We start from the raw sequence: 14,239 nt of genomic DNA on the forward strand, positions 1-14,239 counted from the left end.
GCCCTCAGGCCAGGAACACCCACGCCACCAGCCCGAGCACCAGCACAGCCACCACCGACGCGACCAGGCGCGAGGGCGCCACGCCAGGCTCGCGCGCGTCCTGCCTGTAGAGCGCCTCGGGCGTGGGGTGCTCGGCTTCCCAGGCCTCCACAGCGGCCATGGCCTCCTGCAAGCCCAGGCCCGTGGCCTCGCGGGTGCGGCGCACGGCCTCCAGTTTGCGGCCCTCGTGCAGGGCGACCTGGGCATGGGGGGGAATGGTGGTCGGCGTCATGGCGGTTGAAACGGAAATGGATGGGAGGCGGTCGGGCAGCACACTTGCTGGTGCGCCAATGCCCTGCAACAAAGCCCCATGGTGCCGCGGGCCCTGCCCATCGTCAAACCGGGACGAGGTTGGTTTGCGTTTTTCATGGTGTCGGAGCGCCACCCGTGTCGCATGAAGCAGCCCCATCCAGGGGCACCGCCGGGCCGGCTTTGCCGGACGGCCAGTGCCGCCCCCGTTGGGGGTGACGCGAAGCGGCGCGGGGTGTTTCATCTCAGGCCAATGTGCGACGTCGCACAGACAAAAGCACACCATGGCCGCAGGCTCGGTCACCCTTCTGGAGACCCCACATGAACGCCCGAACCGCCCCGTTTCACCTTGTCCTTGTCGTGCTGGCTGTGGCCTCAACGGCCTTCACCACGCAGGCGTCCGCACAGGCTTCCTTCTACGAGAAAGAGGCCTACACCGGCCGCTCACTGAGCGCTTCCGAACAGGTGCGCAACCTGCGTCGCCAGGGCTTCGACCAACCAGCCCAATCGGTGGTGGTGGCCCAGGGCAAGCGCTGGGAGGTCTGTGATGAGGTGCGCTTCCGTGGCAACTGCATGGTGCTGCGCCCGGGCCGCTACCCCACCCCGGCGGCCATGGGCCTGAACGACCGCGTGGCCTCTGCTCGCGCGCTGCCCAACAACGAACGCGTCGCCGACAACCGCTACGCACCGGAACCTGTTCCCGCCCAGCTCACCTTCTATGCACGGGAGAATTTTCGCGGGCGCACCTACAGCACCGAATCCAATGTGCCCAACATGAAGCGAACCGGCTTCAACGACCGCGCCGAATCGGCCGTGGTGCTGGGTGAACGCTGGGAGATCTGCGACAACGCGCAGTTCCGGGGGCGCTGTGTGGTGCTCAAGCCCGGGCGCTACCCTTCACTGAACGCCATGGGCCTGGGCGGCGAGGTGACTTCGCTGCGCGTAGTGGCGTGGGATGCGCGTGTGGCCAACAACCGCTACGCACCCGAACCCGTGCCGGTGTACGACAGCCGCCGTCGCCGGGGCGAGCGCTTCTTCGAAGCCGACGTGACCTCGGCGCGGGCGGTGCTGGCCACGTCGGGACAACGCTGCTGGGTCGAACAGGAACGGCTGCCCCAAGTGCGCGGTGAGCCCAATGTGCCGGCCGCGATCGCGGGTGCGCTCATCGGCGGCATCCTGGGTCACCAGGTAGGCGGTGGAAGCGGCAAGGACATTGCCACCGTGGGTGGCGTCGTGGCGGGCGCCGCCCTGGGTTCACAGTACGGCCGCAACGGCCAGCCCGTCACACAAGATGTGCAGCGCTGCGAGAACCTGCCAGGTGGCGCACAGCCCGCATTCTGGGACGTGTCTTACGAATTTCGAGGACGCCAACATCAGGTGCAGATGGCCGAAGAACCGGGCCGCACCATCACCGTGAACGACCAGGGCGAACCAAGGCAGTGAGCTTCGTCTACGACGACATCAGGTTCAACGGCTTCCACTGAATCGAACGCAAGGAGTCTCCGCTCCCCATGGCTCCGGCGTGCGACCCCCCCGAATGAAGAAGCCCCATCCAGGGGCACCGCCGGGCCGGCTTTGCCGGACGGCCAGTGCCGCCCCCTGGGGGGTAGCGCGAAGCGCTGCGGGGGGGCCTCACATAGCATCGCGCATGCGATGCCACCACATGCCCAGCGCCAGGCTGGGCGTGCGCAGCAGTGATCCGCCCGGAAAACGGTGGTGCTGCAGCCTTGCGAACACATCGAAGCGCCCGGCCTGGCCGGCCACCGCATCGGCCACCAGTTGCCCCGCCAACCCGGTGAGCGCCACGCCGTGGCCGCTGAAGCCCTGCAGGTAATACAGGTTGTCGCCCAGCCGGCCAAAGTCCGGCGCGCGGTTCATGCTGATGTCGACAAACCCGCCCCACACATGCTCGATCGGCGCGCCGCGCAGGTCCGGAAACACCTGGCCCATGCGTTCGCGCATGGTCGCTTCCAGGTTGTTGGGCGTTCGCGTGGTGTAGCTCACGCGGCCACCAAAGAGCATGCGGTGATCGGCACTGAAACGGAAGTAGTCAAGCACGAAGTTGTTGTCGCACACGGCCGCGTTGGACGGAATCAGACGCTGGCACAGCGCCGGGTCCAGTGGCGGCGTGCTGACGATGTAGGTGCCCACCGGCATGATGCGTGGCGCAATCTCCGGCGCGACCTCGGGCCCGAACTCCGGCAGCATGCAGTTGCCCGCCAACACGCCAAACCGCGCCTTGACCTGCCCTTTGGCGGTGGTGGCCACCAGCTGGCGGCCGCGCTGCAGGCCGGTCACCGGTGAGCGCTCAAAAATGCGCACGCCTGCGGCCTGCGCGGCGCGAGCCAGGCCCAATGCGTACTTGAGTGGATGCAGGTGACCGGAACGGTCCTCGTACGCGGCGGCCACGTAGCGCGGGCTGTCAATATGGCGGCGCACGTCCGCGCCTTCGACCCAGTCGCAGGCCACGCCGCGCGCCTGCAGGCCGTCGATCTCTTCTCGCAGCGCCCGCGCCTTGCGCGCGCTGTCGGCCACGTACACATAGCCCTTGACCCAGTCGCAATCGATCTGGTGCGCGGCGATGCGCTGCTCGATCAAGTCGATCGCCTCCACCGACATGTCCCAGGCCCGCTGCGCATCGGCCGCACCCAGTTGTTCTTCAAACGGCGCCTGCCCACTGGCGTAGCCCACGATGGCCTGGCCGCCGTTGCGTCCACTGGCACCACTGCCCACGCGGTCGGCCTCCAGCACGACCACGCTCAGGCCGCGCTGTGCCATCTCCAGCGCCGCAGACAGGCCGGCAAAGCCCGCACCCACCACCAGCACGTCGGCTTCTATCGACCCCTGGAGCGAAGGCGCTAGCGCAGGCCGCTGCACGCTGGCTTCGTAGTAGCTCCTCTGGTTGAGCTGGGTGTCGGAGTCTGCGATCGAACGCTGGAACATGCTCAACCCTCGTTTGTCGGCAAGTGGTCCATCCGTTTGGCCACCTGGCCGCTCAGGTACGTCCAGACAAAACTGGCGGCGGCGTTGCTCGTCAGTTCGGCATGGTCATAAGCGGGTGCCACCTCCACACAGTCCATGCCCACCCAGTTCAGGTCGGCCAGCGACTCCAGAAACGTCAGCACCTGCGAACTGGTCAGGCCACCCGGCTCAGGCGTTCCGGTGCCGGGCGCAAACGCCGGGTCCAGCACGTCGATGTCCAGCGTGAGGTAACACGGTCGCTGGCCGATGCGTGCGCGAATGGCGTCAATCGCAGGGCGCAGCCCGGCACCATCCAGCCCGCGCAAGGTCCTCGCGGTGAAGATTTGCCCGCCCTGGTCGGCCACGTACTCGCGCGCGGCGCGCTCCCCGCTGGACCGGATGCCGATCTGCACTGTGTGTACGGGGCTGATCAGGCCTTCCTGCAGCGCCTCATACGTCCAGGTGCCATGGCCCGAAGGCTCGCCGAAATGGTCGGTCCAGGTGTCGCAATGGGCGTCGAAGTGCACACAGGCCAGCGGCTTGCCGTCGCCGTACTGCGCCTGCGCAGCACGCAGCAGCGACAAGGTCACGGAGTGATCGCCACCCAGAAACACGCAGTGGTGCTTCGCCATCAGCGCCACCGCCTGCGCTTCGATGTGGCGCCGCACCTCAGGCAACGGCGACGCATTCGGCAAGCGCATGTCCAGGGCATCGCCCACATGGTCCAGTGGCGACACGTCAAACACCGGGTGGATGCCGTCACACAGCATCAGGCTGGCGCTGCGAATGGCCTGCGGACCAAACCGCGCGCCGGGCCGGTTGGTCACCACCCCATCAAAAGGGATGCCGGCCACCGCAAACGGGTGATCGGCCAGCGGGGGCGCGGCCAGAAAGCGGTTGCTGTTGTTGGCGTAGGCGAACTGTCCCAGGGCCATGAGGGGCTTTTCGGTAGGGAATGAGGGCGACGCCAGGCGCTGCGTGCGCCCAGCGGGAAGGGACCCGGACGATACCGCTTAAGCACCGGCCCGAGAAGGTCCAATTGAAACAGCGCCGAACTGTCCACCCGCCCGGACGGCCTTCCCTCCACCAGGCGCCCCGGCCCTCCCCTCAGGTGGTCGTCTTCACATGCAGCCGGCTCGACTGGCAGCGGTGCAGCGCCCGGTAATGCTCCACCGGGCGGCCGTTGGCACCGTAGGCAATGGACTCGATGCGCAGCAGGGGTTCCTCGGCGGTGATGCCCAGCAGCGCCTGGGTGTCGGCGTCGGGGATGACGGCATCGATCCAGCGTTCGGCGCGCACCACGCGCAGGCCGTACTGGCGCTTCAGGAAGTCGTAGAGCGAGTGGTTTTCCAGCCGGGCGCGGTGCAGCCCCGGGGCCAGGTCGGCCGGCACGGCGGTTTCCACCAGCAGGCGCAGTTCGTTGTCGACGCTGCGCAAGCGTCGCAACGCCACCACGTTGTCGCCCTCCTTGAGCTCCAGCGCGTGGGCTTCGTGGGCGGTGGGGGTGCGCAGTTCCTGCGACAGCACCTTGGTGCGCACGGTGAGGCCCTTGCGCTCCATCTCGTCTGAGAACCCCAGCACCGTGGAGACGAAGTCTTCGTCGCGTTCGCGGGTCGAGACAAAGGCCCCCTGGCCGCGGATCTTGTAGATGAGGCCGCTGCGCACCAGATCGGCCAGGGCCTCGCGCACCACGATGCGCGAGATGCCGAACTGCTCGCCGAACTCGGCTTCGGTGGGGAGTTTGGCGTCGGACTCAAACTCCCCGCCGAGGATGCGGCTTCGCAGCATGTCGCGAAACTGCATCCACAGCGGGACGCTGGCATTGCGATCGAGGACGGGCAGCGGTGAAGTGGAAAGGGGCAGTGTGGAGCTCACGTGGCAATCGCGTCGGGTAAGGAGTCGGTGGGCAATGATGCATCGAAAGCCGGCAGGGCGCGACGCGAGGTTGAGTCCGCTGGCGCCAGCGACACGCCGTGATGTTCGCGCAGCAGCCGGGTGCAGGTGTCGAGCTCGGCCAGGCGCCGCTCCGGGTTCCAGCCCAGAGCGGCGGCCGCGAGATCGGCCAGTTCGACCAGCAAGCCCTCGGTGAGCTTGCCGCTGATGGCCAGCACGGTGCGGCGGATCACCAGGTCGTCCAGGTGCGCCACGGCGGTGTCTTGGCACAGGAAGTGCACTTCAGCCACCGAGTGGTCGGGCGCGTGCTGCAGAGGAGCATCGCCCTCGGCGGCAAAGCGCTCGGCCAGGGCCAGGGCACGGCTGCCGTAGCGGTCGACCAGGGCCAGGGCGCGCGGCCGGCTCACGCGGCCGGCGGTCTCGACACGGGCGAGGAAGGCGTTCATGCCGGAAGCCTCGTCCGGCAAGTCCGCCCCACCGCCAATGGGCCGTTGCGCGGTGCTGTGCCGGCGCGGGCGGGCGATGAGGCGCAGCACCTCGTCGGTGGCCAGCTCGGCCAACGAGCGGAAGGTGGTCCATTTGCCACCCACCAAGCCCACCATGGGGATGCTGCGTTGGGCGTTGGGCGCATCGATCACCACACTGTGGTCGCGCGAGATGCCGCCGGGTTTGTCGGCGTCCGAGCGCGCCAACGGGCGCACACCCACGTAGGTGTAGAGCACGTGGCGGGCATCGAAGCTCAGGCGCGGGAAGACCTCACGCAGCACACCCATCAGGTAGTGGACCTCGGCCGGGTCGGTGCTGGCCTGGTCGGGGTCGTCCACGGGGATGTCGGTGGAGCCCACGAGCACGCGGCCCAGAAAGGGGTAGACGATGCACACGCGGCCATCGGCCGCCTCGAAGTAGGCCATTCGGCCATCCAGCAGGCGGTGCAGCACAGGGTGGTCGAGCACCAGGTGCGAGCCCTTGGTGCCCATCACGCGCGAGGCGTCGCCTTGCAGTGCACTGGCGCTGCGGTCGAGCCAGGCGCCGGTGGCGTTGACGATGCAATCGGCCGTGACCTGCACGGTCTCGCCGCTGAGTTCGTCGCGCAGCATGAGGCGGTTGTCTTCACAGCCCACCACCTTGCAATGGTTGACGGCGGCCGAATCGGGCTGGTCGCGGCCGGCGTCGGCCAGCAGTTCCAGCACCAGCCATTCGGGGTGGCTGATCCAGGCATCGAAGAACGTGGCCGTCCAGCGCACGCCGTCACGGAACAGGCTGCCGTCGCGGGGTGGCACGCGCGCGATGCGGTGGTTGGGCATCACGCGCTGGCGCCGGCCCAGCAGGTCGTAAAGCCGCAGGCCCAGGGCCACCACCAGCAGGCCGCGCGCCTGGGGCGCTGGTGACAGGCCCAGAAAACGCAGCGCGCCGCTGAGCAGGCCACCGAAGGCGTTCGACAAGGGCACCACGGTCTTGAGCGGGCGCACCAGGTGCGGTGCGTTGCGCAGCAGCCGGTTGCGTTCGCGCGTGGCCTCCGCGACCAGCGCGAACGAGCCGTGCTCCAGATAGCGCAACCCCCCGTGGATCATGCGCGAAGGTGCACTGCTGGCACCGGCCGCAAAGTCGGCCTTGTCCACCAGCAGACAGTCCACGCCTTGCAGACACAGGTCGCGGAACACGCCCACGCCGTTGATGCCGCCGCCGACGATGATGGTGGAGAAGTGCCGGCCGGCGACCTGCGCCGGGCGCACGAAGGGATGAGGTGAGACGGGGTTCGGAGCTGGCGTCGGGGTCATGGTGCACTGGCCCCCGCAAGGTGGGCGAAAGCAGGCGCGAGCCGGTCGATGAGTTCGGCGAACTCGGCACGGAACTGCGCATGGGCCTGTGCGTCATCGCCACGGGCGGGCTCAACCGGCGTGCAGGCCGCGGGCAAGGCGTCGAGCCCTGCGCCTTGCGACAGCGCGGCATACAGGGCTGCGCCGCGGGCACCGGTTTCATCGTCGCCGCAGCGGTCCACCGGGTGGCCCAGAAAGGAGGCGATCAGCTGCACCAGCCGCGCATCGCGCGCGCCGCCGCCCAGTGCAGCCACACGCCCGGGCGCACCCAGGCCGAAGCTGGCCAGCCGGCTCAGGTGCTGGGCATGCAGCCAGGCCACGGCATCCACCACGGCACGCGCCATGTGGGCGCAGTCGTGGTGGCCGGCCAGGCCGATGAAACCGGCACTGGCGTTGGGCGGTGCGCCACCCCCGTTGATGAAGGGCGCAAAGCGCAGGCCAGCGGCACCCAGCGGCACCGTCATCGCGCACTCAACCACCGCGGCGGCGCTGGGAAACTGCATCGTGCGCGCCAGCCAGGCCACGTTGGCCATCGACGAAGGTGTGTTTTCCAGGTAGAGCCGCTGATCGGCCACACCAAAATGCACGACGGCGCCCACGGCGGGCAGGGGCTCGCGCACCGGGGCCACCACCGCGTTGACACACCAGGTGCCCAGCACGGCCACGGCCTGACCGCGCTGCGGTGCGCCCACGGCCACCAGCGAGGCCAGCAGGTCGATGGCGCCAGCCGCGACGGGCAGGCCGGCGGGCAGACCACATTCGATGGCGGCACCGGGCAACAGCCGGCCGATCACGGTGCCACTGGGCACCAGGGAAGGCAGCGCCGCGCCCAGGCCGCTCAGGCCAGCGGCTTCGAAGGCCAGCGAAGACCAGTCGCCCGTGGCCAGCGAGAGCAGCCCGGCGGTGCTCGCATCGCTGGCGTCGGACGCGAGTTCGCCGGTGAGCAGGTAGCTGAGGTAGTCCTTGGCAAACACCAGGTGGCGGATGTCGCCGCGCGCCACGGCGCCCTGGGCCAGCAGCTCGGCCAGCACCATCGTGGGCTGGCCCGACCAGGGCTGGCAGCCCACCTCGTTGAACAGCGCGGCACCGTGGCTTTGCGCCAGCGCGCGGGCCCGGCCAGCGGCGCGCTGGTCGGTGGAGGCCACCGCCGCACCGCGCAGCAACTTGCCGTGTGCATCCATGGCATACAAACCCGCCCCGTGGCCGGTGCAGGCCAGCGCACGCACCTGCGCCACGCGGGGGCCCAGTTGCTGCGTCACGCTGCGCAGAGCCTGGAAAAGCGCGTCGCGGATGGCCTCGGCGGCCAGTTCGCAACCACCGCCGCTCAGGCGCTGGTGCGGCAAGGCGTCGCCCGCGGTGCCCAGGGTGGCCCCGTTTCCTGCCTCGAAAGCCACCGCCTTCAGGCCGGTGGAGCCCATGTCGATACCGATGTAAATGTCTGCGTTCATGTTATGACATCGTGTCGTGTTGTTTCCCGTGATGCACCAGTGTTTTCCCTAGGTTGCGCCGGAATCAGCCTCAGTATACTCCATCGTTGTCATGACAACTAAACGCGTTAGGTGGTTCTGACAAACGACCGGTCGGGGGCTGTTCAGCCCACGAGATCAACGTAAACAGGAGACAGATATGAGGCGTGATTTCTTGAAGACCGCAGCCGTTGCCGGCGCGGGCATGGTGGGCGGGATGGGCAGCGCGTTGGCACAGACGGCGGCGGCCACGGGCTTGCGTGGCAATCCCAACGACGTCTACGTGATGAACGTGATGGTGTCGGGCGTGGAGTACTGGTTCCCGGTGTACGAAATGATGAAGAGCCTGGGCCGTTCGCTGGGGGTGAAGACCCGCTACAGCGGCACGCCCGAATACGACGTAAACAAGCAGCTCGCGTCCTTCGAACAGGAACTGGCCCGCCGCCCCGCAGGCATCCTGCTGCACCCGATGAACCCCGACCCCTTCATCGAGCCGATCAACCGCGCCGCGGCGATGGGCATTCCGGTGGTGACCTTTGCAGCCGACTCGCCGAATTCCAAACGCGTGTCCTTCGTCACCTCGGACAACGACCGCGAAGGCCGGCAGGCGGCCGATGCGATCGCGGCGTCACTGAACGGCAAGGGCGAATACGCCGTGCTGGAGAACCCGGGCCAGGACAACCACGACCGCCGCATCGCGGCCTTCATCGAGCGCATGAAGACCAAGCACCCCGGCATGAAACTGGCCGGCCGCGCCGCCAGCAACCAGGACCCGAACAAGGCCTACCAGGCCATGTTGAGCATCTCGCAAGCCAACCCCAACCTCGGGGCGGTGTTCATGCCCGAAGCCAACTCGGCGCTGGGCGCCGCGCAAGCCAAGGTGGAGACGAAAAAGGACATCCGCGTGATGTGCTGCGACGTGAACGCCAAGATCCTGGACATGATCAAGTCGGGTGATGTGTTCGGCGCGATCAATCCCAACCAGGGTGTGCAGGGCTTCATGGGCATGATGATGCTGTTCCTGGCCAAGAACCCCAGCCTCATCGATCCGATGAACGACGCCAAGCGCAACGGCACCAACCCCATGGCCGTGCCCTTCCTGGACAATGGCCTGTCGGTGGTGAGCAAGGCCAATGCCGACGACTTCTACTGGGACAAGTACCTGACGCGCCGAGGCACAAAGGGCATCAACGAATGAGCACCGCTCGTGGGGGGCAGAAATGAGTGCAGACGCGCCGTTGCTTCAGTTGCGTGGCATCGAAAAGCACTTTGGCGCGTCGCGTGCGCTCGCCGGCGTGCAGTTTTCGCTGCGCCGGGGCGAGATCCACGCCCTGTGCGGCGAAAACGGCGCCGGCAAGTCGACGCTGATGAAGATCATCGCCGGCATCCATCCGCCCGATGCCGGCGAGATCTTCCTGGACGGTGAGCGTGTGAACATCGACGGCCCGGCGCATGCCATGCGCCTGGGCATCGGCCTGGTGCACCAGGAAATCGCGCTGTGCGGCGATGCGACGGTGGCCGAGAACATCTTCATGTCACAGGTCAACGCGAGCCGGCGCACGTGGATGGACTACGGCGACCTCAACGAGCGCGCCGCGCGCGTGCTGGCACGGCTGGGGCAGGACATGGATCCGCGCCGCCGCGTGGACGAGCTGCCGATCTGCAGCCAGCAGCTGGTGGAGATCGCCAAGGCGCTGACGCTGGACTGCAAGGTGCTGATCCTGGACGAACCCACAGCGGCGCTGACGGAAGTGGAGTCGGTCGCGCTGTTCCGGGTGCTGCACGACCTCAAGGCCCAGGGCATCGGCATCGTCTACATCAGCCACCGCATGGCCGAGATCTTCGCGCACGGCGACCGTGTCACGGTGCTGCGCGATGGCCGCGACGTGCACTGTGGCGAGCTCGCCGCGCTCAGCCCCGATGCGCTGGTGCGCGCGATGGTGGGCCGCGACCTGGGCAACTACTACCCCCCCAAGCGCGACGAACTGGCCACCCGCCACGCCGATCAGCCGCTGCTGGAGGTCAACGATCTGGCCGATGGCGAGAGCGTGCATGGCATCTCTTTTGCGCTGCGCCGCGGCGAGGTGCTGGGCATTGCCGGCCTGATGGGCGCGGGGCGCAGCGAACTGGCCGAAACCCTTTGTGGGCTACGGCGTGCGCGACGCGGTTCGGTGCGGCTCCAGGGCGAAACCCTGCGCATCACCAAGTACGCCGACGCGCTGGCGCACGGCATCGCCTACCTGAGCGAAGACCGCAAGGCCGCCGGCGTGTTCCTGGAGATGTCGGTGGCACAGAACATCTCGTCAATGGCACCTGGCAGGGTCAGTTCCCGCTGGGGCCTGATCCGCAGCGTGGCCGAGACGCAGCTCGCCAGGGAACTGGGCGCGCAGCTCAACCTGAAGTCCGCCGGTGTCGACTGCGAAGCGGCCAGCCTGTCTGGCGGCAACCAGCAAAAGGTGGCCATTGCCAAACTGCTGGCCACCCACCCGCGGGTGCTGTTGATGGACGAGCCCACACGCGGCGTGGACGTGGGCGCCAAATCAGAGATCCACCACATCCTGCGCAACCTGGCCGACCAGGGCGTGGGCGTGATCGTCATTTCGTCGGAGCTGCCGGAGATCATCGGCCTGTGTGACCGAGCACTGGTGATTCACGAAGGACGGCTGGCTGGCGAGGTCGCGGGCGAAGAGATGACCGAGGAGGGGCTGCTGCGCCTGGCCTCCGGTCTCACCATAGAGGAGATGCATTGATGTTGAGCAAACCCGAATCCGCCAGCGCCGTGGCCCTGGCGGCACCTGTCGCCACCACCGCCTCGGCCGCGGACCCTGCCCGGGGTCGCCTGCGCCTGGGCAGTCTGCGCGAAGCCGGCCTGCTGCTGATCATCGCGCTGTTGTGCGTGGTGATGAGCTTTGCCTCGCCGCACTTCTTCACCTGGGACAACTTCCGGGCCATGCTGCTGTCCTTCTCGATCGAAGGCATCGTCGTGGTGGGCATGACCGTGCTGCTCATCGTGGGTGGCATCGACCTCTCGGTGGGATCGGTGGTGTGCTTCGCGATGGTGGTCACCGGCAAGCTCTTTCTGATGGGCTTCGATCCGTGGAGCGCCAGCCTGATCGCCATCTTCTGCTGCGCCCTCATCGGCGCCATGATCGGTGGCTGCGTCACCGGCATCGGACTGAGCCATTTCATTGCCTCGCTGGCCTTCATGGTGATCGTGCGCGGGTTGTGCCTGGCCCTCACGCAGGGCACGCCACAGTCGCTGTTCACGCTGCCGCCGGAGTTCAAGTACATCGGCCAGGGCACGCTGGGCGGCATACCGGTGGTGATCCTGATCTTCGGCTTCATCGTGCTCATCAGCGACTTTGCGCTGCGCCGCGCCACCCTGCTGCGCAAGGTGTTCTACACCGGCAGCAACGAAAAGGCGGCGCTGTACTCGGGCATCCGCACCGGGCATGTGAAGTTCTGGGTCACGGTGTTGTGCTCGGCCATGGCCGGCGTGGCGGGCGTGATCTACACGGCGCGCTTTGGCGCGGCCACACCCACCTTCGGCGTGGGCATGGAACTCAACGTGATCGCCGCCGTGGTGATCGGCGGGGCCAGTCTCAAGGGCGGCTCGGGCACGGTGCTGGGCGCGGTGCTGGGGCTGGCATTGCTGTCGGTGGTGACCAGCTCGCTGATCCTGCTCGATGTCTCACCCTACTGGCAGGACGTGATCAAGGGCCTGATCCTGCTCGGTGCGGTGACGGTGGACCATTTCATGAACGTAAGGAAAGCGAAACGATGAAGACAGTGACACTGGGAGCATCCGGCATCGAGTGCGAGGCCATCGGCCTGGGCACCTGGGCCATGGGTGGCTGGATGTGGGGTGGCGGCGACGACGCCGCTGCAGTAGAGGCCATCCGCGCCTCGCTGGACGCGGGCGTGCGCCTGATCGACACCGCGCCGGCCTACGGCCTGGGGCGGTCCGAGGAACTGGTGGGCAAGGCACTGGCCGGGCGCCGGCAGGACGCGGTGATCGCCACCAAATGTGGCCTGGTGTGGCACACGAAGAAGGGCACGCACTTCTTCGACGAAGACGGCCAGGCCGTGCACCGCTACCTGGGGCGCGATGCCATTGCCTTTGAGGTGGAGCAGAGTCTGCAGCGGCTGGGCACCGACCACATCGACCTCTACATCACGCACTGGCAGGACGCCACCACGCCCGTGGCAGAAACCATGGACGCACTGTTGACCCTGAAGAAGCAGGGGAAGATCCGGGCCATCGGGGTGAGCAATGTGGACGCACCGACGCTGCGCGAATACCTGCGGCACGGCCCTGTGGACGCGATACAGGAGCGCTACAGCCTGATCGACCGCGCCATCGAGTCGACCCTGGTGCCCCTGTGCCAGCAGCATGGTGTGGCGGTGCTGGGCTATTCCTCGCTGGCGCTGGGCCTGCTGGCCGGGCCGATGGACGCCGCCCGCCAGTTTGCGGGTGACGACCAGCGCAAGGACAACCCGCGCTTCTCTGTCACCAACCGCGAAAAGCTCAATGCCTTCTTTGCAGACATCGAGCCGGTGCGCGCCCGGCTGCAATGTTCCTTTGCGCAACTGATGATCGCCTGGACCACGGCGGCCGGCAAGGTCACCGTGGCGCTGTGCGGGGCGAGAACGCCGAAACAGGCGATCGAAAACGCCCGCGCCGGCGCGGTGGTGCTGGACCCGGCAGGGCTGCAGCACATTGATGCCGCTGCAGACCGCCACCTGGGTGCGCTGATGGGCTGACCCCGCCCTTTCCCCAACGACACGACCCGTTCATGCGCCGGCCATCCAGGCCGGTGCAGGGGTGAGGCCGTCCTTGAACAACCGAAACGAACCCGAACAAGGAGACACACATGCTGGAGAAAAAACAAGCGAGGCTCAACCGCCTGCTGCAGAACGGGCGCTGCCTGGACATCGCCGTGGACCACGGGGTGTGCAACGAGCCCAGCTTTCTGTCGGGCCTGGAGGACATGCCGCGCGTGATGGAACAACTCGTGGCCGCCGGGCCCGATGCCATCCAGCTGAACCTGGGCCAGGCCGACCTGCTGCAGCACCGGCCGGAGCGCAGCAAGCCCGCGCTGGTGATGCGGCTGGACATGGGCAACCCCTACAACGCCGAGGTGCACCGCGTGATGTGGGCCGTGCTGCAGAACGAACACGACCCGGTGTTGCCGGCCGTGCAGATGGACGCCGCCTGCGTGGTGGTCAACCTCTTCATGCTGCCGGGCGAGCCCGACCTGTTCCGCCAGTGCGTTCAGAACATCGCCCGCGTGCGCGCCGACTGCGACCGCTACGCGATGCCGCTGATGATCGAGCCGCTGGTGATGGCGCCCAACAGCGCGCGCGGCGGCTACATGGTCGATGGCGACGCCGAGAAGATCGTCACGCTGGTGCGCCTGGCGCGCGAGATGGGGGCCGACATCGTCAAGGCCGACCCCACCGCCGACCCCACCGACTTCCACCGCGTGGTGCAGGCCGCGCGCTGCCCGGTGCTGGTGCGCGGCGGTGGCAAGGAGGACCTGAAGCAGGTCTTTGAGCGCTCACGCGTGCTGCTGGACCAGGGCGCCAACGGCATGGTCTATGGCCGCAACGTCTACCAGCACCGCAACCCCGCGGCGGTGGTGCAGGCACTGATGGCCATGATCCACCGCGGTGCGAGCGCCCAGGCGGCCTGGGATCTTTACGAGACCGCCACCGCCTGAACCCTGTCTGAGCCGCACCGGTTCTCAGCCAGCCGGTCCCATTCCGCCCGCCACGGCCCCAGCCGTCCTCAACGTTCCCCCATTCTTGAGG

The 14,239-nt window shown here is 67.7% G+C and carries 12 protein-coding genes; 6 read left to right on the plus strand and 6 right to left on the minus strand.

What is annotated here, in order from left to right; genetic code table 11:
• Positions 1–4: 4 nt before the first annotated feature.
• Positions 5–271, minus strand: a complete 267-nt coding sequence (locus J2W49_RS20810) for a hypothetical protein (RefSeq protein WP_310320737.1) — start codon at positions 269–271, stop codon at positions 5–7.
• A 338-nt stretch (positions 272–609) separates the two neighbouring features.
• On the opposite strand from J2W49_RS20810, the gene J2W49_RS20815 reads away from it, so the two are divergent.
• Entirely contained in the window at positions 610–1,731 is a 1,122-nt protein-coding gene (locus tag J2W49_RS20815) for a beta/gamma crystallin-related protein (protein WP_310320739.1), read from the plus strand.
• A gap of 189 nt (positions 1,732–1,920) precedes the next feature.
• Here J2W49_RS20815 and J2W49_RS20820 read toward each other — a convergent pair whose 3' ends face one another.
• The 5 genes from J2W49_RS20820 to J2W49_RS20840 all read right to left on the minus strand — a co-directional run bounded on the left by J2W49_RS20820 (position 1,921) and on the right by J2W49_RS20840 (position 8,407).
• Positions 1,921–3,231 carry an NAD(P)/FAD-dependent oxidoreductase gene (locus J2W49_RS20820; RefSeq protein WP_310320741.1) on the minus strand — a complete coding sequence of 437 codons (1,311 nt, stop codon included), beginning with the start codon at positions 3,229–3,231 and terminating at the stop codon, positions 1,921–1,923.
• A 2-nt stretch (positions 3,232–3,233) separates the two neighbouring features.
• A complete protein-coding gene (gene speB, locus J2W49_RS20825) occupies positions 3,234–4,184 on the minus strand; it encodes an agmatinase (RefSeq protein WP_310320743.1) in 951 nt (316 codons plus the stop codon).
• 172 nt (positions 4,185–4,356) lie between these two features.
• Entirely contained in the window at positions 4,357–5,052 is a 696-nt protein-coding gene (locus J2W49_RS20830; RefSeq protein ID WP_310320879.1) for a GntR family transcriptional regulator, read from the minus strand.
• Between the two features lie 68 nt (positions 5,053–5,120).
• Entirely contained in the window at positions 5,121–6,920 is a 1,800-nt protein-coding gene (locus J2W49_RS20835; RefSeq protein WP_310320745.1) for a glycerol-3-phosphate dehydrogenase/oxidase, read from the minus strand.
• Positions 6,917–8,407, minus strand: a complete 1,491-nt coding sequence (locus J2W49_RS20840; protein WP_310320747.1) for an FGGY family carbohydrate kinase — start codon at positions 8,405–8,407, stop codon at positions 6,917–6,919. Before J2W49_RS20840 ends, J2W49_RS20835 begins: the two co-directional genes overlap by 4 nt.
• A gap of 178 nt (positions 8,408–8,585) precedes the next feature.
• Here J2W49_RS20840 and J2W49_RS20845 point away from each other — a divergent pair, with 178 nt between their 5' ends.
• The 5 genes from J2W49_RS20845 to J2W49_RS20865 all read left to right on the plus strand — a co-directional run bounded on the left by J2W49_RS20845 (position 8,586) and on the right by J2W49_RS20865 (position 14,148).
• Positions 8,586–9,623, plus strand: coding sequence for a substrate-binding domain-containing protein (locus J2W49_RS20845; protein ID WP_310320749.1), 1,038 nt, complete (start codon positions 8,586–8,588; stop codon positions 9,621–9,623).
• A 22-nt stretch (positions 9,624–9,645) separates the two neighbouring features.
• The gene (locus tag J2W49_RS20850; RefSeq protein WP_310320751.1) at positions 9,646–11,175 is read left to right on the plus strand and encodes a sugar ABC transporter ATP-binding protein; all 1,530 of its coding nucleotides are present in this window, start codon (positions 9,646–9,648) and stop codon (positions 11,173–11,175) included.
• On the plus strand, positions 11,175–12,209 hold the full coding sequence (locus tag J2W49_RS20855) for an ABC transporter permease (protein ID WP_310320752.1): 1,035 nt from the start codon (positions 11,175–11,177) through the stop codon (positions 12,207–12,209). Before J2W49_RS20850 ends, J2W49_RS20855 begins: the two co-directional genes overlap by 1 nt.
• Entirely contained in the window at positions 12,206–13,189 is a 984-nt protein-coding gene (locus tag J2W49_RS20860; protein WP_310320754.1) for an aldo/keto reductase, read from the plus strand. Before J2W49_RS20855 ends, J2W49_RS20860 begins: the two co-directional genes overlap by 4 nt.
• Positions 13,190–13,299: 110 nt before the next feature.
• Positions 13,300–14,148, plus strand: a complete 849-nt coding sequence (locus J2W49_RS20865) for a class I fructose-bisphosphate aldolase (RefSeq protein ID WP_310320756.1) — start codon at positions 13,300–13,302, stop codon at positions 14,146–14,148.
• The last annotated feature ends 91 nt before the right edge of the window (positions 14,149–14,239 follow it).

It is taken from the genome of Hydrogenophaga palleronii (assembly GCF_031457455.1).
In the GTDB taxonomy this organism is placed as follows: domain Bacteria; phylum Pseudomonadota; class Gammaproteobacteria; order Burkholderiales; family Burkholderiaceae_C; genus Hydrogenophaga; species Hydrogenophaga palleronii_A.